The 22,250-nt window shown below is 64.0% G+C and carries 14 protein-coding genes; 10 read left to right on the top strand and 4 right to left on the bottom strand.

Annotation, left to right across the window (positions count from 1 at the left end; translation table 11 throughout):
- The first annotated feature begins 2 nt into the window (after positions 1 to 2).
- The 5 genes from B9A23_RS09610 (at position 3) to B9A23_RS09590 (ending at position 6,587) form a co-directional block, all read left to right on the top strand.
- Positions 3 to 1,091: a YncE family protein gene (locus B9A23_RS09610; RefSeq protein ID WP_084278626.1), complete on the top strand. Its 1,089-nt coding sequence runs from the start codon at positions 3 to 5 to the stop codon at positions 1,089 to 1,091.
- Positions 1,088 to 2,146 carry an NAD(P)/FAD-dependent oxidoreductase gene (locus B9A23_RS09605; RefSeq protein WP_254895063.1) on the top strand — a complete coding sequence of 353 codons (1,059 nt, stop codon included), beginning with the start codon at positions 1,088 to 1,090 and terminating at the stop codon, positions 2,144 to 2,146. Before B9A23_RS09610 ends, B9A23_RS09605 begins: the two co-directional genes overlap by 4 nt.
- A complete protein-coding gene (locus B9A23_RS09600; protein ID WP_084278625.1) occupies positions 2,143 to 3,840 on the top strand; it encodes an ABC transporter ATP-binding protein in 1,698 nt (565 codons plus the stop codon). The genes B9A23_RS09605 and B9A23_RS09600 overlap by 4 nt, the downstream gene beginning before the upstream one ends.
- Positions 3,833 to 4,495, top strand: a complete 663-nt coding sequence (locus B9A23_RS09595; protein WP_084278624.1) for a S8 family serine peptidase — start codon at positions 3,833 to 3,835, stop codon at positions 4,493 to 4,495. The genes B9A23_RS09600 and B9A23_RS09595 overlap by 8 nt, the downstream gene beginning before the upstream one ends.
- Positions 4,496 to 4,559: 64 nt before the next feature.
- Positions 4,560 to 6,587 (top strand): tetratricopeptide repeat-containing sulfotransferase family protein, encoded by a 2,028-nt coding sequence (locus B9A23_RS09590; RefSeq protein WP_084278623.1) that lies wholly within the window; start codon positions 4,560 to 4,562, stop codon positions 6,585 to 6,587.
- Between the two features lie 178 nt (positions 6,588 to 6,765).
- Here B9A23_RS09590 and B9A23_RS09585 read toward each other — a convergent pair whose 3' ends face one another.
- Entirely contained in the window at positions 6,766 to 9,474 is a 2,709-nt protein-coding gene (locus B9A23_RS09585; RefSeq protein WP_176217939.1) for a TonB-dependent receptor, read from the bottom strand.
- 454 nt (positions 9,475 to 9,928) lie between these two features.
- Positions 9,929 to 10,366 carry a VOC family protein gene (locus B9A23_RS09580; protein ID WP_084278724.1) on the bottom strand — a complete coding sequence of 146 codons (438 nt, stop codon included), beginning with the start codon at positions 10,364 to 10,366 and terminating at the stop codon, positions 9,929 to 9,931.
- A 158-nt stretch (positions 10,367 to 10,524) separates the two neighbouring features.
- Here B9A23_RS09580 and B9A23_RS09575 point away from each other — a divergent pair, with 158 nt between their 5' ends.
- A complete protein-coding gene (locus tag B9A23_RS09575; RefSeq protein WP_084278622.1) occupies positions 10,525 to 11,328 on the top strand; it encodes a metallophosphoesterase family protein in 804 nt (267 codons plus the stop codon).
- 343 nt (positions 11,329 to 11,671) lie between these two features.
- Positions 11,672 to 14,878, top strand: coding sequence for a TonB-dependent receptor (locus B9A23_RS09570; protein ID WP_084278621.1), 3,207 nt, complete (start codon positions 11,672 to 11,674; stop codon positions 14,876 to 14,878).
- Positions 14,879 to 15,552: 674 nt separating this feature from the next.
- Here the strand turns inward: B9A23_RS09570 and mtgA are convergent.
- Together mtgA and B9A23_RS09555 are read right to left on the bottom strand one after the other, a co-directional pair.
- Positions 15,553 to 16,275 (bottom strand): monofunctional biosynthetic peptidoglycan transglycosylase, encoded by a 723-nt coding sequence (gene mtgA, locus B9A23_RS09560; RefSeq protein ID WP_084278619.1) that lies wholly within the window; start codon positions 16,273 to 16,275, stop codon positions 15,553 to 15,555.
- Positions 16,276 to 16,332: 57 nt separating this feature from the next.
- Positions 16,333 to 17,001, bottom strand: a complete 669-nt coding sequence (locus B9A23_RS09555) for a Crp/Fnr family transcriptional regulator (RefSeq protein WP_139797400.1) — start codon at positions 16,999 to 17,001, stop codon at positions 16,333 to 16,335.
- Positions 17,002 to 17,160: 159 nt separating this feature from the next.
- Between B9A23_RS09555 and B9A23_RS09550 the strand changes: the two genes are divergently transcribed.
- From B9A23_RS09550 to B9A23_RS09540, 3 genes are all read left to right on the top strand, one after another.
- Entirely contained in the window at positions 17,161 to 17,598 is a 438-nt protein-coding gene (locus tag B9A23_RS09550; RefSeq protein ID WP_084278617.1) for a hypothetical protein, read from the top strand.
- Between the two features lie 200 nt (positions 17,599 to 17,798).
- A complete protein-coding gene (locus B9A23_RS09545; RefSeq protein WP_176217938.1) occupies positions 17,799 to 20,876 on the top strand; it encodes an adenylate/guanylate cyclase domain-containing protein in 3,078 nt (1,025 codons plus the stop codon).
- Positions 20,873 to 22,243, top strand: coding sequence for a cytochrome P450 (locus B9A23_RS09540; RefSeq protein WP_084278615.1), 1,371 nt, complete (start codon positions 20,873 to 20,875; stop codon positions 22,241 to 22,243). The genes B9A23_RS09545 and B9A23_RS09540 overlap by 4 nt, the downstream gene beginning before the upstream one ends.
- Positions 22,244 to 22,250 lie beyond the last annotated feature (7 nt).

Here is a 22,250-nt window from a genome sequence, read left to right as displayed (position 1 = left end):
CCATGAAGAAACTCGGTCTCGCTCTCCTGCCGTTCCTTGCCACAGCCGCCCCGGCCCACGCATCGACCGTGTTCATGGGGTCATACCCCGACAAGATGCTGATCGTCGACGAGGCGACGGGCGAGATCAGGGACCGCATCACGCTGGCTTCGGGCCTGCCGACATCGATGCGCATATCGAACGACATGAAGAAGATCTACGTCTCCACGATCACCACCAGCGGCATCGAGGTGATCGACACGGCGACGAAGAAGGTGGTCAACTCCTTCAGCCTGAACACTCCGACCACGCGCTATCGCTTCGGTGGCGGCGTGCCGGACCCTTCGGGCAAGTTCTTCTACACGATGATCCAGAAGTTCGAGAAGATGCAGGATCGCTGGACTGTCAGCCCGCAGATGTTCGGCGTGATCGACCTGACCAGGAAGGCTGTGGTCCGCACCGCCGAGGTCCCCGACGAGGATGTGCGATTTGGTGCCGGGCGCGGTAACTACATGCTCTCGAAGGACGGAACCACACTGTTCCTGATCCGCGACAAGGTGCTGGTGGTCGATACCGCCTCGCTCAAGGTCAAGGACCGACTGGAGTTTTCCAAGCCCGAGGCGACCGGGATCGAGGGCGTCAGCTTCGGCGGCGGCGTGGAGGCACTGCGCAATCCTGACCAGTACGTCTCGATGTTCACGGCACAGGACCCCTACATCCGCAACAAGGTCTATGGCGTGGGCCGCTTCGATCTCGTTTCCAAGACCTTCGATTTCCGCCCGATCGGCCCGGCACCGGTTGGCGGCGGCATGGCCGGCCTGCAGGTGTCGAAGGACATGAAGGAAGGCTGGACCGTCGTCACGCAGGAGAAGGTCGGCAACAAGCGTTGCGAGTTCTGGCATCTCGACCTCACGACCAACCTGGTCAAGAACAAGGCCGAGTTCCCCTGCCGCACGCGTTTCCAGTTCGGCATGTCGGGCGATGGCAAGCTGCTCTACATCTACGGCGCCAGCTACGACATCGAGATGTACGATGCGCAGACCTTGCAGCACGTCAAGACCATCGACCTTGGAAACGACACCACTGGCGCGGGGATGATCATTACCCAGTGACCGCCGATGTGATCATGAGGGGACAGGGCGTCGCGGTGGCTACGGCCGCGCACCTGCTGAACCGGGCCGGGTTCGCGTTCGCGCGCGAGCCTGGCCTGCGGCGTCCGGTTCCGGTGATCATGCTGAGCGATGCAGCTCTGGCGCTGTTGAGAGACGTGTTCGGCAATCCTGCCCTGTTTGCCGATCGGCCACGGATCGAGCGACGTGTGGTGCAGTGGGGCGCCGACAAGGCAGTTACGATGGCGCACGGGGCTGTTGTCGTTTCCGAAGATGATCTCATAAATGTTCTTGATTTGTTTCCCCGGGGAAACGTAGCGAAGCGAAGTTCAGCGAAGCCCGAGAGGGCGCAGCTAAACATCCAACATTCAAATGATTTCAATGCCGAATTTGTCCTCCATGCGCTTGCCCCATTCCCTGCGGAGGAAATGTTGCGCTTTGGCGAGCGGCTTTCGGCGACCGCCCGAGTCACGCTGAAGGCTGATGCCCCTGCCCAGACCTGCTGGATCGAGGCGGTGGACGCGGGCTGGCTGTTCCTGATTCCCGACGGCTTCGGACAAGCGTGGCTGCTTGCTGTGGGGGGTGATCCCCAGAAACTGGCGCAGGACGCCCCGCTGATCGGCCCGCTGATCGACATGCTGGAGCCGACCGGCGGCCAATTCGACACCAGCCCCCGCATGCTGGCGCAACTGGCGGGTGATGGCTGGCTCGCCTGCGGCACTGCCGCCATCGCCTTCGACCCGATCTGCGGCGACGGCACCGCGCAGGCGGCGCGCGAAGGCATCCTTGCCGCTGCCGTAATCGGCGCTCTGGCGCGGGGCGAGAATCCGGCCCTGCTGGCCACGCACTATCACTCGCTGCTGCTCGCCTCGTTGCGGCGGCACCTGCAACTCTCGCTGCCGTTCTACGCCAACGGCAGCGCGGGCCGCTGGTGGCACGAACAGTACGCCGCCGCCAAGAGAGGCTACGAACAGACCACGGCGCTGCTCGCCAAGTTGCCCGAACCGCGCTTTGCCCTCAACGGCTTCGACCTCGTCCGGCGCGAGCAGGCGGCATGAATCAAGCGCCAAAAATTGCCCCGTGGAGCACCTACAAGCGCCTCTGGCCATGGCTCAAACCCTATGCGCCGCGCCTGATCCTCGTCCTCCTCGGCAGCCTCGTCGCCACCGGCCTTAACCTCGCGCAGCCGTGGATCTCCAAGCTGATGATCGACGAGGCGCTGATGAAGCGCGACTGGGACATGCTGGTGAAGATCGCCGCGCTGATGATGGGCGCGACGGTTGGCGGCTTCGCGGTCAACGCGCTGGTTTCGTACCGCTACGTCTCGCTGTCGGCGCAGATGCTGTTCGACATGCGCGTCGGCTTGCTGCGCCACTTGCAGCGGCTTTCTCCGCGCTTTTACGGCAGCTTTCGTCTGGGCGACCTGATGTCGCGGCTCAACTCCGACGTTTCGGACGTGCAGCGCGTGGCGGGTGATACGCTGCTCTCGGTGTTGAGCAACGTGCTGTTCTTTACCGGCAGCGTCGGGATGATGCTGTGGCTCGACTGGAAGCTGTTCCTTGTCGGCATGGTGCTGGTGCCGTTCGCGGTCATGAGCTTCCTTCATTTCCAGCGCCGCATGACCGACCTGACGCGGCAGATGCGCGAGCGCGGCGCGGACATCGGCAGCATGCTTGCCGACACGATCCTCGGCATGCGCACCGTCAACGCACTCGGCGCCGAGGAGCACGAGGCGAACCGCTTCGCCACGGCCAACAGCGGCTTCGTTGCGACGATGCTCCGCATGCAGACCACCTCGTACCTGACCGGAGCGCTGCCCGGAACCATCGTGACGGCATCGAGTGCGGCGGTCATCCTTTATGGCGGCAAGCAGATCATCGACGGCACGATGACCATCGGTGCGCTGGTTGCGTTCATCACCTATCACGGTCGCCTGCTCGGCCCGGTTCAGGCGCTGATGGGCCTGACCGCAAGCCTTGCCACCGCGCGGGTGGCGCTGGCCCGCATCTTCGAATTGTTCGACACAGCGCCCGAAGTGGTCGAAGCCGCGAAGCCCTGGCCCTTGCCGCTCATTTCGCGGGAGATCCGGCTTGAGAACGTGACTATGCACCATGGCCGCGAGCCAGTGCTGGAGAACGCCAGCCTTTCCATACCGGCAGGGTCGCTGACCGCAATCCTTGGCGCGTCGGGTGCCGGCAAGTCGACGCTGGCGGACCTGCTGGTGCGCTTGTGCGATCCCGTGGCCGGGCGGGTGCTGATCGACGACATGGACTTGCGCGACCTCTCGCTAGCCGACTTGCGCTCCCGCGTGCTGCTGGTGGATCAGGCGCCGTTCCTGTTCAATGCCTCGATTGCGGGGAACATCGCTTTTGCCCGGCCCGATGCCATGCCGCACGAGATTGCCGCCGCTGCCTGCGCGGCTGGCCTCGAGCCCTTGCTCGGCCGATTGCCGGAAGGGATGGCGACCCGCACCGGTGAGCGCGGCCTCGCCCTGTCGGCGGGTGAGCGCCACCGCATTGCCATTGCCCGGGCGCTGTTGCGCCAACCCGACGTACTGATCCTCGACGAGCCGACGGCGGCGCTGGACGAGGAGACCGAGCGGATGGTGGCGCTGGGGCTGCGGCGTGCGTTGCCCCAGGCAACCCTGATCGTGATCACGCACAAGCCTGCTCTGGCCGAGATGGCTGATCATGTCATCAGGATCGAGCGCGGCACGGTGCGACTGGAGCCGCAGGTCACCGCGCATGGCTAGGGTGGCGGTGATCGACAGCGGGGTGCATCCGGAGCACCCGCACATCGCAGCAGCTCGCCTGATGCCGGGCTGCTGCGTCCTGGCAGACGGCACGGTGCTGGACGATCAGGCCGAGGTGTTGGACAGGTTGGGCCACGGAACTGCCGTGACCGCCGCGATCCAGGAATTGGCACCTGACGCTGAAGTGCTGCCGATCCGAGTCTTCCGCGATGGCCTGCGCGCTTCCGCCCGCGCCCTAGCGACCGGCATCCGCCAGGCACTGGAGGCGCGCTGCGAGGTGATCAACCTCAGTCTCGGCACGATCAATCCGGTCCATGCCAATGTTTTTGCAGGATTGGCGCAGGAAGCTGCAGGGCAGGGTGCCCTGATCGTTGCGGCTTTCGAGGCGGAGGGACAACCGTGCTGGCCAGGTTGCCTGCCGCAGGTGCTGGGCGTCGGACTCGATTGGGACCTGCCGCGCGGAAAGCCAAGGCTTGGCGCGGACGGACGCAAGGTCATCGCATCGGGCTATCCGCGGCCCATTCCCGGCGTCGCGCCACGCCGCAATCTTCATGGGGTAAGTTTCGCCGTGGCACAGGTCAGCGGATGGGTTGCGGTGCGGGGCATTGCCAGCCGTTGCGATGCTTTGAACCTGCTGCAGGCCTGTCCAGTGTGAGACCGCCCGAGCTTGCGCCAAATTGCGTACGCCGTCGCAGCGCTCCCCGACCTAGGTTGCGGTGATGATCCAGCAATTGCGCGCGCCCCTACCGCAACAGGCCCTGGCCGAGGCCGAGGCACTTCTGGACAAGGCACCGCACAAGGCGCTCGATCAGGCCGAGGCGCTGTTGCGGCGGATGCCGGGTTTCGGTCCGGCTGAACTCCTCGCCGCTCGCGCCCTGCGGCGGATGGGCAAGGGGCGTCAGGCGCTGGCAAAGCTCGATGCTCTGGCCCGGGGCAGCGGCGCGGTGCCGGTGGTGCTGTGGGAGCTGGGGCAGGCGGCTGCCGAAGCCGGAGATACGGCGCGTTCGATTGCAGCCTTGCAGGCGCTGGTACAGGCGCAGCCGGGGGTTTCTGGTGGGTGGTTTCTGCTGGCGCGGCAATTGCGCAAGGCAGGCCATGCCGAAGATGCGTGGCGCGCCGATCTTTCGGGCGTCCACGCCTCGTCACGCGATGCCGGATTGCTCAAGGCAGCAGTCGCAGTGCAGGATGGCGATCTCGGGGCGGCAGAGGCGTTGCTGGCCGAGCGGCTGGCGCGGCAACCGGACGATCCGCCAGCGCTGCGGCTGCAGGGGGAACTGGCCTGGCGCCAGGGCGAAATGACCCCGGCGATCGACAGGGTCGAACGAGCGGTGGCGCTGGCTCCCGGTTTCGACCTCGCGCGCGATTTCCTGATCAGACTGCTTCTCCAGACCAACCGCCTTCCGCAAGCGCTTGAGCATGCCGAGGTGCTGCAGCGCTCCCCGGTGCCGGTGGCCGGGCACAAGCTGATCCTGGCCTCGGTGCTGGTGCGGCTGGGGCAGCAGGAGCGGGCGGCGGCGCTCTATCGCGAACTGCTGGCGGACAATCCGGACCAGCCGCAGGTCTGGCAGAACCTTGGTCATGTGCTCAAGACGCTGGGCCGGCAGGCCGAGGCGGTCGAAGCCTACCGGGCGGCGGTGCTGCGCCAGCCGACGATGGGCGAGGCGTGGTGGAGCCTTGCCAATCTCAAGACGGTGAAGCTGGGTGCCGACGACATCGCCGCGATGGACGCGGCGCTGGTATCGCTGGCGGGCACGGTGGAGGAGCGCAAGGAGGACGTGTTCCACCTGCATTTCTCGCTGGGCAAGGCGCACGAAGATGCCAGGGCGCATGAGGCCGCGTTCGTGCACTATGCCAGGGGCAATGCCCTGCGCCGCACCATGATCCGCCACGATGCTGCCGCCTTCTCGGGTGAGGTGCGCGCAGCGGTCGAGACATTTTCTGCGCCGTTCCTTGCGCAGATGGGCGAGGGCGGTTGCCTGGCGCCCGATCCGATCTTCGTCGTCGGGCTGCCGCGGTCGGGATCGACGCTGGTCGAGCAGATCATGGCCAGTCATTCCCTGATCGAGGGCACGATGGAATTGCCCGAGATGATGATGATCGGCGCGCGGCTGCAATCGCGCGTGGACGAGGGCGAGTTTCCCGACTTCGCCACGATGATCGCCTCGCTGTCGCCGGCCGATCGGCGTCGGCTGGGCGAGGAATACATCGAGCGCACACGCGTCCATCGCCAGACGGACCGCCCGCTGTTCATCGACAAGATGCCGAACAACTGGCAGCACGTCGGTCTGATCCACCTGATCCTGCCGAATGCAAAAGTCGTCGATGCGCGCCGCCACCCGCTGTCGTGCTGCTTTTCGGGCTGGAAACAGCACTTCGCGCGCGGGCAGACCTTCACCTACGATCTTGGCGATATCGGGCAGTATTATCGCGACTACGTGGGCTTGATGGCGGCGTGGGATATGCAGATGCCGGGCCATGTCCACCGCGTGATCTATGAGCGCATGGTGGCTGATACCGAAGCCGAAGTGCGGCGGTTGCTCGACTACATCGGCGTGCCGTTCGAGGAATCCTGCCTCGAATTCTACAACAACGACCGCGCCGTGCGCACCGCCAGCTCCGAACAGGTGCGGCGCCCGATCTTCAGGGACGGTCTGGAGGCGTGGAAGCCGTATGAGTCATGGCTCGGCCCGCTGAGGTCCGCGCTTGGGCCGGTGCTCGACAGCTATCCGGATGCACCTGCGGCCTGATCGGGTCCATCGTCAATACATCGGCGTGTCAGCGCCAAAGTCCAGTGCCGCCTGACATTCGAGCCGCGTCAGGCGATCCCGACCCCCTCTATTCAGTGCCGCCGTATCGGCTGACAAAAAAGCCCCCGCGAATTATCGCGGGGGCCAGTCTACCTTCGCAGGGTAAAGAGTGGATCGATCAGTAGCGGTGGCCCCAGCGCACGCCGAAGAACTGCGGCTTGATCGCGAAAGTGCGCGACGATCCCGAGCAGAAGGTGATCGAGCAGAAGGTGTTCTTGGTCAGCTCTCCGCGCTTGTCGAAGGCGTTCTGGATGAAGACGTCGAAGGTCCAGTTGTCCTTCTTGATGCCGGCCGAGAAGTCGAAGCTGACGAAGCCGGGCGTCTGGCATTGGCGGCCAGCGGCGGTTTCGGCGGCTGCGATCTCGGGGCAGACGTAGAGGTTGCCGTTGAAGACGTTCAGATCCTGCGTCGCGCCGGTCTGGTATAGCGCGGCACCCTGGATATAGGCATCTGCATCGCCCCACGACGTGTCGTAGCGGACCGAGGTCGTGCCCTTGAACTCCGGCTGGCGGGGCAGGCGCGTGCCGTCGGCAGCAGCCACCTGCGGGGTCGGCGGCGAGGAGCCCACCACGCTCAGGCCCTGGGTACAGGCCGGCAACTGCGAGATCGACAGGGTCGCCGGATTGAAGGCGAAGTTGCAGAAATCGCCCTTGAGCTTGGCGTTATTGTAGGCCCCGTTGGTCGAGATGGTGACCTTGCCCAGCTTCAGTTCGGCATCGTATTCGATACCGTAGACCCGCGCCTTGCCGGCGTTGCCGGTAATGCCCGCGCCCTGCGCGCCCGAGACGACGACGCTGTACTGGATGTTGTTCCAGTCCTCGTAATAGACAGCAGCGTTGAAGCGGAACATGTTGTTCCAGGTGGTCTTGATGCCGATTTCGTAGTTGGTCAGCTCTTCCGACTGGAACGGCGGCACCGTGGCGACGCCGATGTTGCGGATGCGCAAGGGCCGGTTGAAGCCGCCCGGGCGGAAGCCGGTGGAGTAGTTGGCGTAGATCATCTTGGTCGGCGTGAACTGCCAGTTCAGCGCAACCTTGTGCGTTTCGCCCTGTTCGCGATAGCGGCCGACGCCATCGGGCGAGGCGAAGTTGGTATTGATGCACTGCAGGCGCTCGTCCGGGAACGGGATCGGGCAGCCGTACTTGCCCGTCGGCACGTAGAGCGAGGTAATGGTGTTGCGCGCCGAACCGGCGACGCCGGCAAAGCCGAGCACCTTGTAGCGCGTCCAGAAGTAGCGGATGCCGCCGGTCAGCTTCAGTTCGGGCGTGATGTTGTAATGCCCTTCGCCGAAGACGGCGTAATCGCGCCAGTAGTTGTTCTGCTCGGTCATGTAGAAGGCATCGCGCTTTACCGCCGGCGAGCCGAGCGTCATCGTGCCGCCCTGGGTGGTCGGGATGCCGAAGCCGGCCGGATTGCTGTCGCCGCCGCCAGCACGGGTAAACCCGACGATGTCGGCGAGGCCGTGGATGCCGTAATCGTTGTTCACTTCGTTGGTCTGGTGGTGGAGGAAGCCGCCGATCGTGACGTCGAACGGCCATGACTTCGGTGTCGAGAGGCGAACTTCCTGCGTGAACTTGCGCTCGTTGCGCAGGCCGCTGTAGTACTGGGTCGGATTGATCAGGCTTGTGCACTTGAGCGAGGCGCCTGAGCCCGTGCAGCCGTTCTTGTCGAAGAACTGCAGGTAGTTTTCATAACCTGGACCGAAGCCGTCGTAGGTGACGGTGTAGTAGGTATAGTCGTTCAGCACCTTGAGCTGACGCTGGTAATAGCCGGTGGCCGAAACCAGATCGAAATCGCCGATGTGGCCATGAATGCTGAGCGCGGCCTGATACCATTTGTCGTTAAGCTGGGTCGTGTCGTAATCGTGCACCTCGAGATCGCCAACGCGCGGGTCGAAGCCGAAGTAGCCGTTGACGATCTGCTTTTGCGCGGTGATCTGGGGCATCACGTCCCAGCCATCTGCCGGCTGCCACAGGACCTGCAGCTTGCCGCCGTAGGCTTCGATGTCGTTGTAATCGTTCTTGGCGATGGAAGAGTTGTCGAGCGTGTACTTCGTGTTGGGGTTGTTGTCGCCCAGCGTCAGGGTTGACGACTTGCCATCGTTGAACTTGCCGTTGTTGGGCGTGTTGTCGATGTATCCGCCATCGCGGCGATAGAAGCCCATGGCCCGCACGGCGAGATTGTCGGCGATCGGCACGTTGACGAAAGTCTGGTACTGGCCGCCGAAGCCGCCCTTGCCGTATTTGTTGACCTCGGCATCCCAGCCGAATTCCATGCGATCGGTCTTGGGCTTGTTGGTGATGAAGCGGATCGTGCCAGCCAGCGAACCTGCTCCATAAAGCGTGCCTTGCGGGCCTGAAAGTGCCTCGATGCGCTCCATGTCGTAGACCTGGATATCGGGCAGGCCCGTGCCGGTGATCGGGATGTCGTCAATGTAATACCCGACCGACTCGCGACCACCGCCCGCAGGCACGATCCCGCGGAAATATGGGGTGTTACGGCCCGGGCTGATACCGGCAAACGAGACCGACGGCATCAGGGTGGCAAAGTCTGTCAGACCCTTTACCTGGCGCTGTGCCAGCGTGTCCGCGCTCAGCGCCTGGATCGAGATCGGCACCTTCTGGATCGATTCGGCCTTGCGCGTGGCGGTCACGACGATCTCGCCGAAGCCTTCGCCTTCTGCGGCCTGCGGTTCGGGCGAAGGCGCCATGGCTTCCTGCGGTTCGTCGGCGGCGCGGGCCACAGTGGGCAGGACCATGGTCGAAAGGATGGTCGTTGCCCCAAGAACCCTCATGGCTTTCGATTTCAACCCGAACTGCGTCTTCATCTGTTCAACCCCCTGTTTTGCCCGGCTCCCGTTGCAGGAGACGCACGGCCCTTGTTTCTCCCCGAAGCATCCGTCCCGTTTCGTGCCCTGTCCTTGTCGCCTCGCGGCAAGGCTGCGCAGTTCGCGCAGGTGGCTGGTATCTACAGGGCAAGGCGTTCCCGCAGCCGGAAGCGACGATGCATCCGGCCCCGCCGCAGCGGCGCGGCAGACATCAGGTTTTCAGCAATACCCCGTGGCCGAGCGCTGCCTTTTGGCCATTCCCTGACGCTCGTCCGGGATTGATAATGCTGCAGGGCAACATGGAGTCAACGCCCTTTTGCGCAGGTGCAGCACCCTTTTTGCCAAGCGATATGGCCAAGGGTCTGCGGGCGCTCTGGGGCCGAATGAATGGCACGAACCGAAACGGCGCCCGGATCGCTCCGGACGCCGCGCCTGAATATCTCTGGGTGCCGAGTTACCAGCTACCGGTGTTGGCCATGCTTGCCCACGGCTCCTGCGGCGGCAGGTGGCCGTCCTGCAGCAGTTCCACCGAGATGCCATCGGGCGATTTCACGAAGGCCATATGTCCATCGCGCGGGGGACGGTGGACGATGTGCCCGGCATCAATGATGCGCTGGCAGGTCTCGTAAATGTTGTCGACGCGGTAGGCGAGATGGCCGAAATTGCGCCCGCCGCTGTAGCTTTCGGCTGGCGAGCCGTCTTCCGGCGGCCAGTTGTAGGTCAGCTCGACCTCGGCAATGCCTTCCTCGCCGGGCGCAGCCAGGAAGATCAGGGTGAAGCGGCCTTGCTCGCTCGAGAAGCGGCGCACTTCCTTGAGCCCGATCAGCTCGAAGAAGGCAATGGTGGCCTCGGGATCGCTCACGCGGATCATGGTGTGAAGGAACTTGGTCAAGGCAACTGCCTTTCGCTGCTGGAGGTTGTCGCAGGGCAAGATAGGACGCGCGGTTGCCGAACCCAAGAACTCTTGCGCAGGCGGCATGAAAGGGCGGGTTCAGCAGGCTTGTTGCATGCTGCACTTGCGTTACCCATATCGTCCGATAACGAGGGATCATGTTATCCAAGCTGCGGTCTTTGTTCAGTGCCTCTGCCCGTGCGTTGCCCGATGAGCCGGCAGCGCGTGCCACCGTGCCTTCAGGCCAACGGATCTATGCAATCGGCGATATCCACGGACGACTGGACCTGTTCGACCAGTTGCTGGAGCGCATCGACGCCGACGAATCGGCGCGCGGCGATGCCGACACGACTCTGATCCTCCTTGGTGACCTGGTCGATCGTGGGCCAGACAGCAGGGGCGTGGTCGAACGCGCCATGGGCCTGATGGCGACCGGGCGGGTCCGGGTTCTTGCAGGCAATCACGAGGAGATGATGCTCGGCAGCCTCTCGCAGGACGAGACGCTGCGGCACTTCTTGCGCCATGGCGGGAAGCAGACGCTGGTCAGCTGCGGCCTCGGCTTCGAGGAGTATTGCGCGATGCAGCTCGAGCAGTTGCGCGAGCGCATGATTGCGCTGGTACCGCAGAGCCACATAGCCTTCATGGAAGCGACGGAAGACAGCATCGTCGTGGGGGACTACCTCTTCGTGCATGCCGGAATCCGCCCCGGCGTTCCGCTGGACCAGCAGAACCGGCCCGACATGCGCTGGATCCGGCGCGAGTTTCTCGAGCATCAGGGCGATCATGGCCATGTCGTGGTGCACGGCCATTCGATAGCCGAACTTCCCGAAGTGCGTGCCAACCGGATCGGCATCGATACCGGCGCCTTTGGCAGTGGCCGTCTGACGGCGGTGGGACTGGAGGGCACCGAACGCTGGTTCATCACCGCCGAGATTGCGCCGGAGGCGCGCGAGGCGGCCTGAAAGTTCCCGGGCGGTTCGCGCCTGCAGCAACTTTTTCTTCGCTGTTGCGAAACTGCAACTGCAACCCGAATATTTCGAAACTTTATGGACTTGGGGCAATTTCCATACAGCCCTAGGCGGCTCGGTTGATCTTTCCTTGCGCACGGTTCGACCGTCGTGTCGCCAAGTCGAAACGTCGTCATTCCAGTGTCATCTGAGACCGGTTTTGGGGTCGTCAACGGGCGGCTAGAGGCTTGCCCGCGACGGTTCGGGCGAGCGCGATTCTCTCCCGGAATAAGCTCAGGGGCGCGGGTAACAACCGTGCCGCAACAGCGCTCTCAGGCGCAGTACACGGGGTCTCAAAATGCAACTCAGATATTTCCTCGCCGCAAGCGCTGCCAGCCTTTCGCTTGCCACCGCAATTGCGACGCCGGCATTCGCGCAGGAAACTTCATCTTCCGTTCGCGGCACGGTTGTAGCGGCTGGCCAGCCTGTTTCGGGCGCCACCGTTACGATCGTCCACACCCCGTCAGGCACGACCTCGACGACCACCACCGACCAGGGTGGCAACTTCTCGTCGAACGGTCTGCGCGTCGGCGGCCCGTTCAGCGTGTCGGTTGAAGCCGACGGATTCGAGGCTGCCACCGTCAACGACTTGTTCCTTCAGGCCGGTACGCCTGCTCGTCTGCCGATCGAACTGCAGGCCATGCAGCAGATCGTCGTCACCGCCTCGTCGATCAACAACGTTGCAGGCCTTTCGGATGGCCCGACGACCTCGCTCAACGCTGCGAAGATCGCAGCCACCGCATCGATCAACCGTGACGTGCGCGACCTTGCCCGCCGCGATCCTCTCGTCACGCTTGACCTGACGAATGCCCGCGCAATCGAAATCGCCGGCAACAACGGCCGTTTCAACCGCTTCTCGGTCGACGGCATGCAGATGTCGGACGACTTCGGTCTGAACAACGGCGGCCTGCCAACCAGCCGCGGCCCGGTGCCGTTCGACGCGATCGAACAGTTCACAGTCAAGGTGGCGCCATATGACATCGCTGAAGGCGACCTGCAGGGCGGCGCGATCAACGTCGTGCTCAAGTCGGGCGGTAACAAGTTCCACGGTGGCGGCTTCTTCACTTACACCGACGACAGCCTGACCGGCAGCAAGACCAAGGACCGCACGGTCAATCTGGACTTCACCTCGAAGCAGTACGGCGGCTGGATGACCGGTCCACTGGTCAAGGACAAGCTGTTCTTCATGCTCGCCTACGAGCGTACCGAAGAAGGCCGTCCGCTCGAGTCCGGCTTCGGCAGCGGCTTTGCCAACCAGGTGCCCGGCCTGACGCAGGCCCTGATCGATCAGGTCACCTCCGTCGCCAAGAGCCGCTTCAACTACGATACGCAGGGTCTGATCTCGACCACGCAGGAGCAGGACGAAAAGATCGTCGGCAAGCTCGACTGGAACATCAGCGACGATCACCGCGCCTCGCTGACCTACATCCGCAACGTCGGCACCAACCAGTTTCAGCAGAACACCTTCCTGACCGCGCCTTTCGGCCTCGGCTACCAGTCGAACGGCTATGAGCTGCGCGAGGAAGTGAACTCGGGCACGCTGGAAGTGAACTCGACCTGGTCGGACACGTTCTCGACCACGGTTCGCGGTTCCTATCGTGACTACAACCGCGCCCAGACGCCGTTTGGCGGCAACGCGTTCCCGCAGATGCAGGTCTGCCTCGACTCGGTCCCCGGCGCCTCGGCCACGGGTTGCGACGGCACCAGCCTGTACTTCGGTCCTGACGTTTCGCGTCACTCCAACGCGCTCAACACCGAAAATCTCTCGGTCGACGTGACGGGCCGTTATGATACGGGCGACTTCAAGCTGACGCTGACCGGCGGCTACACCCGCGTGAACGTCTACAACCTGTTCCTTCAGCGTTCGCTCGGCGATTTCTACTTCGATACGCTGAACGACTTCGTCAACGGCAACGCCGCGCGCCTGCGTTATGGCAATGCCGTGCCGTCGAACGATCCGAACGACGCAGCTGCACGCTTCAACACCACCAACTGGACCTTCGGGACCCAGGTTGACTGGCAGGTGACGCCGACCGTCGACGTGATGGTGGGCCTGCGTTACGACCTGTTCGACAACAATGTCTTGCCGCCGCTGAACGCAAACTTCGTGTCGCGCTACGGCTTCTCCAACCGCTCGACTTTCAAGGGCCGTGGCGCCTTCCAGCCGCGCTTTGCCGCGAACTGGGAAGCGACCGATCGCCTGGTCTTCCGCGTTGGCGCAGGCGTGTTCGCCGGCGGTACGCCGGACGTGTACCTGTCGAACGTGTTCTCGAACACCGGTCAGCTGACCAACAGCGTCGACATCAACCGCGCCAACTGCGCTGCTTCGGGCACCTGCGGTGCTCTCAGCGGGCTGACCAGCGGCACCATCCCGGCGAGCGTCGTCAACTTCCTGACGCGCAATACCGCCAGCCTCGCGGCTGCTCCGGCCGACAACATCGATCCGAAGCTGAAGATCGCGCAGAAGTTCAAGGCGACGTTCCAGGCAGACTACAAGGCTGACCTCGGACCGCTCGGTGACAACTGGCTGTTTGGTGCACAGTTCCTCTACGACAACACGCTGCAGGGCTACATGTGGCGCGACCTGCGCTCGGTTGCCATCGGCACGCTGCCCGACGGCCGCACCCGCTATGGCCCGATCGGTGGTGTTGCCACGACCAACCGCGACCTTCAGCTGACCAATACCAGCGATGGCCGCAGCCTGTTCGGCACGTTCCGCTTCCAGAAGGACTGGGACTTCGGTCTCGGCATTTCGGGCAGCTACACCCGCGCCGACGTGAAGGACCGCTCTGCCTCGACCTCGTCGACTTCGTCGTCGAACTACGGCAACAACGCGTTCTTCGATCCGAACCTGCCGGCTTATGGCCGTTCGATCTACGAGTATCGCAACACCTGGAAGTTCGGCGTCGATTACAGCCACGCCTTCTTCGCTGATGCCAAGACCACGTTCTCGCTGTTCGGCGAACTGCGTTCGGGCCGTCCCTACAGCCTGACCATGCTCGACAACACCAACGGTCGTGGCGCGGTGTTCGGCACCGTCGGCAACCTTGGCAACATGCTGCTCTACGTGCCGACCGGTTCGAGCGATCCTTTGGTGCAGTTCGACAACGCCACGAGCGCGGCAAACTTCGAGGGTCTGGTATCGCAGCTTGGCCTCGAGAAGTATCGCGGCAAGGTTGTGCCCAAGAACTCGCAGACGTCGCGGAACTTCTTCAAGGTCGACCTGCACTTCGGGCAGGAAATTCCGCTTCCGGTGGTGCCGGCTGGCAAGATTGAACTGTTCGCCGATGTCGAGAACGTGCTGAACCTGATCGACAAGGATTGGGGTGCGCTTTCGCAGGTCGAGTTCCCGTACAACGCGGCGCTGGTTCGCGTCAGCTGTGCGGCAACGTCGGGCACCAACTGCACGAAGTACCAGTACAGCCGCGTTCAGGCTCCGAACGAAGTGCTGCAGACGCGCCAGTCGCTCTACGGCATCCGCGTGGGTGCCCGCGTGAAGTTCTGATCCGGAACTTCAAAAACCAAAAGAAAGGCGCGGAAGGGGAAACCCTTCCGCGCTTTTTCTTTTCAGGTTCAGGCGCGCTACTGAAACGTCCGCTATTGTGCATTCACAGCGAAAAGCTGCCGTTCTGCAACCAACCCCATTCCGGTCATCGGTAAAAAGCTGTAATTAGCTGCATATGGTGCAGACCCCGTCAAAATCTGAGCGCATGGAAATCCGCAAGGCGATTGGGAACCGTTCGATCCCCGGTCCCGATGCTGGGGTCCGCCCTCGCGGATCAGATTACTTGGTAGCGCACGCCTGCTTCGATTGCCGCAAGTCGTGGAAGGTTTCCGAAGCGAGCGCCGCCACTTGCCCCCAGTGCGCCAAGGCGTTGCATTGGATGGGGCGAGCATTCAAAGCGCCGAAAAAGTCCGACACCGAACAGTGGAATAAGGTCGAGCGGCTTTGGATGGCGGGTTTCAGGTTTATCCCGAATACAGGCTGGAGAGACGCGGAACCTTATCCCGAACGGCTTCGAAAGGTCGCAGCGTTCATCGAGAGCAACCCTGAGCACCCGTTCAGGGTGAAAAGCTAGCGGCAGCTTCCCACCCCAAAGCGGCCACCCGGCCCGACCGAGCGATCTACCTATATCGGACGATTGTTCATCGCTGCCGCTCGCCCGGCATCGCCGACCGTCACTTGTAGACGCAGGAGTCCAAGGCGCCGTTCTTCACCACGTTCACGCGGCGGGCGATGGCGTTGCCGTGGCGGCGGGTGAAGCCGCCGGCGCCGTTGACCTCGCGCTGCTTGGGAAGCGGCAGGACGGCGGCGATGCGGGCAGCTTCGACCGCGCTCAGCTTGCGTGCGCTCTTGCCGTAATAGCGCTGCGCTCCGGCCTCGACGCCATAGGTGCCGATCCCCGTTTCGGCGACATTGAGATAGACTTCCATGATCCGGCGCTTGCCCCAGATCGTCTCGATCAGCACCGTGTACCAAGCCTCCAGCCCCTTGCGCAGGTAACCGCCACCCTGCCACAGGAACACGTTCTTGGCGGTCTGCTGGCTGATGGTCGAGCCGCCGCGGATGCGCCCGCCTTTCTGGTTGCGCTTGAAGGCCTGCATCATGGCCTCCTGATCGAAGCCCTTGTGCTGGCAGAACTTGCCGTCCTCGCCCGAGATCACGGCGGCCACCATATCGCGGTCGATGTCCGAAAGCGCGGTCCATTCCTTGGTCACCGGGTGATCGTCCATCAGCATGGTCAGCGTGATAGGTACCGGCACGAACTTGTAGATGACCACCTGTGCCGCCGAGAGAAACAGAAAGGCCGCCACGATGCGCGCCACGAACCAGCCGATGGTGCCAAGCCGGCTGGACGAGCGGGGGGCGGGGCGGCGTTCGTTCTTGAGGTCTTCGATCATCTGCCGCAGCCTATCCAACCAGGGGGCGATCTGGCAACGCCTGCCGCGCTGGAAACCTCAGGCGGTTTGCGAGTAGCGATGGAGGCGGTCGGACAGGCGATCGACCGAGGGGACGACGATCCGCCGTCCTTCGCGCATGACGAGCCCTTCCTTCAGCAGCACAGAAAATTCGCGGGTGACTGTCTCGCGGTTCGTGCCGATGCGCGCTGCCAGCTCCGCCTGCGTCGGGATACGGCCGATCACGGCCCGTCCGCTGCCATCGGGTTTGCCGGCAAGCCTGAGCAATTCGGCCTGCAGGCGCGGCCCCACGCCCATCGTCGAAAGCTCGTAGATGCGGTTGGTGAGATAGCGCACCTGCTGGGCCAGGTAGCGCGCCAGCCAGAGCGAGAGAACCGGCTCGGTGCCGATGAGCGCAGTGAAGGCAGCGCCCGGAATGACCAGCAATGTGCTGTTTTCTACGGCGATGACATCGGCCGAGCGGGGTTCACCGTCGATGGCGGCAAGTTCGCCGAACATTTCGCCCTTGCCGATCGTGCGCAACACCGTCTCGCGCCCTTGTGCGGATACCAGCGACACGCTGACCGCGCCATCGAGCATGACGTACACGTCGTTGGCCGGAAGGCCGACTGCCAGAAGCACCTGACCCTTGCGAACGCGCATCTGGCGGCCGTGCGCGGCAAGGATTGCGCACACGTCTTCAGGCACGGTGAGGTTCGAATTGGGCATGGTCGATCCGATACCGATAAGTCTCTGCGACGAACCGTTAGTGAATGTGTCAAGAATCACAAGCCCGCGGTGCGCTGGGAAACGCGGGAGCAAGACGGCGAGCGCCTAAATTGCGCGACCGGCCTTGAGCCGTCCGCCCTACAGACATCGAACAGGCCAATGCCCCGTTATCTCATCTGGAAATCCGGCCCCGGGCCTGTGGAACTTGAATTGCGCCGCGCCGGCGAGGCATTGTTGCGCCCGTCGCTTTCAATCGTGTCTCCTTCGGGCGCAGTTGCCGTGAAGCGGCAGGACCTGGGCGAAAGCGTGCGATTCCGGCTGGCCGCAGAAGAGGTGGAACGCCTGCTCAATCCTGCCGGACCACTGCGTCCGCCTTGCATCGTGCTGCAATGCGATGCTTTCATGGGGCTCGTGTCTGACCGCCGACGCTGGGGCTGGTCGATCCGCATCTCGCGCGATGGCATCGCATTGCCGGCGCATCACCTCGATGGCAGTCCGTTGCGCCAATCGCGCGACGGTTTCATCCGCGCGCGCTTGCAGCATTTCCCCGAACACACCACCATGGCCCGCGGGCTGGAAATCATCGGCCTGGCGTGAGCGTGGCTGGACCATCGAAAAATCGTTGAATCTTGGCAAATTGCCTACCTGGCATGTCGAATTGTTTTGCGCTCGATCGCGTAATTTAATTATCTGCACCCATCGTGCGGGACGAAATGGGATTCGGCTCGAACGGCATGGGGGCATGCGAATCAGCCGTGCGGGGCGTCGACACCAAAGGAGAGCCAGCTTCATCGGACTTGTTCCGAACGAAGGCGGCTGCGCCGGCGTCCGATCCGCAACGTGTCGAGTTGCATGCCGGAGAACAGCCACAGGCGGTGCATGACAACCGCAGGGCAGTAGCGGATCGTCCGGTCGGGCCCGTGATCGACTTGTCGTCCGATGTCGAAATGGTCCGCTTCGCGACGATCCTGTTTGCCGACATCGCTGGGTCGACACGGCTGATCAGTTCGCTCGATCCAGAGGACGCGCGCGACCTGCTCGATCACGCCATCGGCATCATCCAGGCCGCGATTCATGCTTTCGAGGGTCTCGTGGTTCGCGTTCAGGGTGACGGTGTGATGGCCGTGTTCGGGGTGCAACCCGCCGTCGAGGACCATGCCATGCGGGCAGCGCTGGCGGGTCAGCGCATTGCCGAGGCGATGCGTAGCGGCGAAGTGGGCGTTCTGCCGGCGCCGCAGGTGCGCGTCGGCATCCATTCGGGACCGGTGCTGCTGCGGCGGCAGGATAACGATTTCGGCAGCATTCTCGACGTGGTCGGCCATGCCGCGCACGTTGCCGGCCAGATCGAGAAGATGGCGCCGGCCGGAAGCACCGCGATCTCGGCCACTGCGCTTGCCCTTATTGCGGAGCCTTGTGAAGCGCGCCCCGCAGGCACACTGGTCAGCGGAGCCGACGAGCGCGGCGAGGCTGTCTTCGAACTGGTATCTATCAGGTTCTCGGGCAGCGACAGGGTGCCGGTCAAGGGCGATTCGACCTCGCCGATAATCGGGCGGGACAACGAACTGCAAAGCGTCCGCATGCTTGTGCAGGAACTCGCCCGCGGGAAGGGAACAAAGCTGGGGATCGCCGGAGAGGCCGGCATGGGCAAGAGCCGGCTGCTGCTGGAAGCGGCGCGCCACGCTGCCGGCTTCGGAGTCACGTTTGTTGCCATTCGCGGCAGCGCCTTGCTTGCCGCCGTGCCGTTCGAATGCCTGGCAGGACCAGTCCGGCACCTGCTCGATCTGCTGGCGAGTTTCATGTCCGACCCGGCACGCGAGGCAGGCCTGACTGCGCTGCAGGCTGCCTGTCTCGAAGGCCTCGCCATGCGTTCCGACAACTGGCTGAAGGATCTTGCGCCGGGTGATCGCAGCGCCGTCGCCACGCAAACGGTTGTCCGCCTCGTGGCGCTGGCAGGGTCTTACATGCCCCTGCTGCTGCTGGTCGACGACGTGCAGTACATTGATGCCGAAACACTGGCGGTATTGCAGAGCCTGCGACCGACGGGGTCTCTGGCAATGATCGTTGCCGGACGGCCTGAGGCGCTTGGCCAGCTTGCCCGCCTTGGCGGCGAGCCCCTGCAGCTACAGGCGCTCGGTGCCGATGCGGCACGTAGTCTTGTCGTCCTGCTCAACCGTGTTGCGCCCATGGATGAAAGCACGGTCCAGCACATCGTCGAGCGGGCCGAAGGCTTGCCACTGGCGCTGCACGAATTCGCCGCCGAGGCCCAGAACACGCCAGACGGCGCAGATGCCGACAATGCGGGCGAGGGCCGGCTTCCCGCAAGGCTCGATGCCCTGCTTGCGGCCCGTTTCGCCGCGCTCGATGTGGAAGCGGCCAGGCTTGCGCAGTTCTGCGCGGTGCTTGGACCCTCGTTCACGATGGCGCAACTTCAGCAGGGCGCGGCACAGGTCTGCCGCAATCCGGCTGATGCGATTGCCCGCCTCGTGGCTGCGCGCGTGATCGCTTTTGCCGGCACCGGGCAGGTGCGCTTCACCCACCAGCTTGTGCAGGAAGCGGCCTATCGGACCATGGCTCGCCGCCGACGCCGCGCCATGCACGCACGCGCGCTGGACCTGCTGTCGCTGGGCTCGGGAGGTGACGTGGCCAGTCATGCGGAGCTGGCCATGCACGCCGAGAAGGCAGACTTGCCCGAACGCGCGATAGGGCACCTGTGGTCGGCATGCGAGCAGGCCATCCATCTTGCTGCAATCGAAGCGGTGCGGCAGTTGCACGAGCGTGCTCGCGCTGTGGCAGCAAGGCTTGAGCCGGGCCGCGCCCGCTTCGAACAGGCACGCTTTGCCCTGCTGGCGTTCGATGCGCTGCAGCAGCTCTCGCTGGAGCAGGTCACGCGGCCCGACATGGAGGCAATTGCCACAGGCGCAGTCGAGCTTGGCGCGGCCGCGCGCACGGTCGCCCTCATCAACATGGCGCTGCTGGACTGGATCGATGGTGCGCCCGTTCGCGGAATGCAATGGCTGGCAAAGGCCGAAGCCCTGCTCGACCAGCGTGAGAGCCTGCCGCGCCGCACCTTTGCCGATCTGGTCGGAGCCTACCTCGCCTACTGTCAGGGCGATGCGACCCAGGCGATCATGCGGATCGAGCGCATCGGTTCCCGGCTGGAGGATGGACTGCGCGGCGCGACCTTCGGCGCGGTCGTGGTGATTCCCCATGTTCTGGCCCGGGCTTTCGGCGCCTGGTACCTGACGGACCTGGGTGACACGGGACGCGCACGCACTTGGGTTGCCGAAGCGCTGTCGCTGTCACGACGGCATCGGCATGCCTACTCGCGATTGCTGGCTGACCTCGCCCATGGCTATCTGCTGTATCGCACAGGCAGGCGGGACAGCGCGCTGCGCGTCCTGCGCCGCGCACACAGCGACTGCCTGCGCCAGCGCTTCCTCGGCTTCGAGCCGGCAAGCGTCGGCTGGCTGGCATTGTGTCTTATCGACCATGGCCTGCTCGACGAGGCAGATGCCGTCCTTTCACAGTGCGTCGAGCGAGGCCATTTCCGTCGCGTCAGGACATCGGCGACCTATTACGTGCACGAGGCGCGGGCGCGGCTGGCGCTGGCGCAACTGGCGCTGACGCAGGACGCGGGCGCCGGCGAACGCGCTGCGCAGTGCGCAGCCGAGGCGCTTGAACACGTGCGGTCCTGCCAGGACCGGATGCACGAAGCTCACGCGTTGGTGCTTTGCGCGGAAGTGCAGGCGGCAACCGGGCTGGTGGTGCAGGGGGCGGAGCATATCGACCGGGATGCCCTTGCTCAAAGCATCAGCGCGTTTGGCCTTGTCCCGCTTGGCGGGCGGCTGGCGCGATTGCCGGATAGCGCTCAATGAGCGTCGCACCGGATCTCGCTGCGCTGGGTCAGCGCCTTCTCGATCCTGCTGCGCCTGCTCTCGAACATGTTCCCGAGCTGGACAGGGCCGGCATCCGCGTGTTTGCCGCTGCGCGTCACGAAGTGGTGAGCGCCGTGCTGTGTGAGGAAACGCTCTTCTCGCTGCGGCATTATGACGAGCTGCTGGAGCAGGTCTTGCCCGGTACGCGCTATCTCGTGGGTGAGAACGATGCCAATCGCCGCCTGCGCCTGCGCCAGTTGCATGCAGCGCAAAACTGGCTCGATGCGCGCCGTGTTGCCGAGAGCAGCGACCTGCCGCCCAATCTCGCGCCCGGTTTCCGCAACTGGGTAGCAGGAATTGCCCGTGAAGAGGCGGCGTCGCTGATCGACCGGCTCGCGGCTCGCAGCGGAGCGGGAGAAAGCGTCAACTTCGTGCGCGAGTATGCTTTCCTGCTGTCATACCGGGTAGCCCGGCGGATCATCGGTGTTGCGGCCCCGGCTGCCATGCCGCTGCCAGCGCGAATCATGTTGCTGGCGAGAAACCTGATGCGTCCCAGACCGTGGATTCGCCCACGCGACGAGCTGGGTGCATCGCTCAGGACCCTGCTGGCACAGCAGCCGCTGTTCGGCCACGTCTTCGGGACCGTCACGGTCAGTACCGGGATCCTGCCATGGCTGAGCCGTACGTGCGCCCGGCCTGCGCTCGATGCGATCGATGAGGCCTGGGAGCTTCCCGGCACCGCTCCGGAGGACAGCCTGCTTCGCGCGCTGGTAGCGGTACGGAAGGACTTTGACGAACCCGACGATCTTTATCGTGAGCAGGCGCGCAATGTCCTGTTCGAACTGACCGGCGCCCTCGTGCTGATCGTGGGCAAGGCCCTGTCGGAAATCGCCGGATTTGCCAGTTCGAACGACGGAAGGAATGCCGGGATCGACTGGTCCTCGCTGGTCGAGCGTCTGGCAGGCCACGAGGCAGATCCTGCCACCCGGGATGCAACCATCAACGAAATGCTGCGGCTCGTTGATACCAGCCGTCTCGTCCGGACAGTCAGGCAGGATACCACATGGCGAGGCATTTCGTTGGCGGCAGGTGATCGCCTGCTGCTGCTGGTCGGCGCTGCAAGCCATGATCCTGCAGCCTTTGCCGAGCCGATGCGCTTTGCGCCCGATCCGTTGCGTCCTTACCTGACATCGGGTGCCCTGCAGGGACCGCATGCGTGCTACGGCCGGGGCATTGCCTGGACGGTGCTGGCCGAAGCCATTGCCGCGACGGCCGGTCGCATGGCCCCTGCAGCCGGCGCAAAGCCGGCAAGCTTTGCCGGACTGCCCGACGACCTGGCTTTCACCATCACCCGCCGCCAGCCCTGAGGAGCCG

It is taken from the genome of Novosphingobium sp. B1 (assembly GCF_900176395.1).
In the GTDB taxonomy this organism is placed as follows: Bacteria; Pseudomonadota; Alphaproteobacteria; order Sphingomonadales; family Sphingomonadaceae; genus Novosphingobium.
This window is presented reverse-complemented; position numbering and strand designations above follow the sequence as displayed.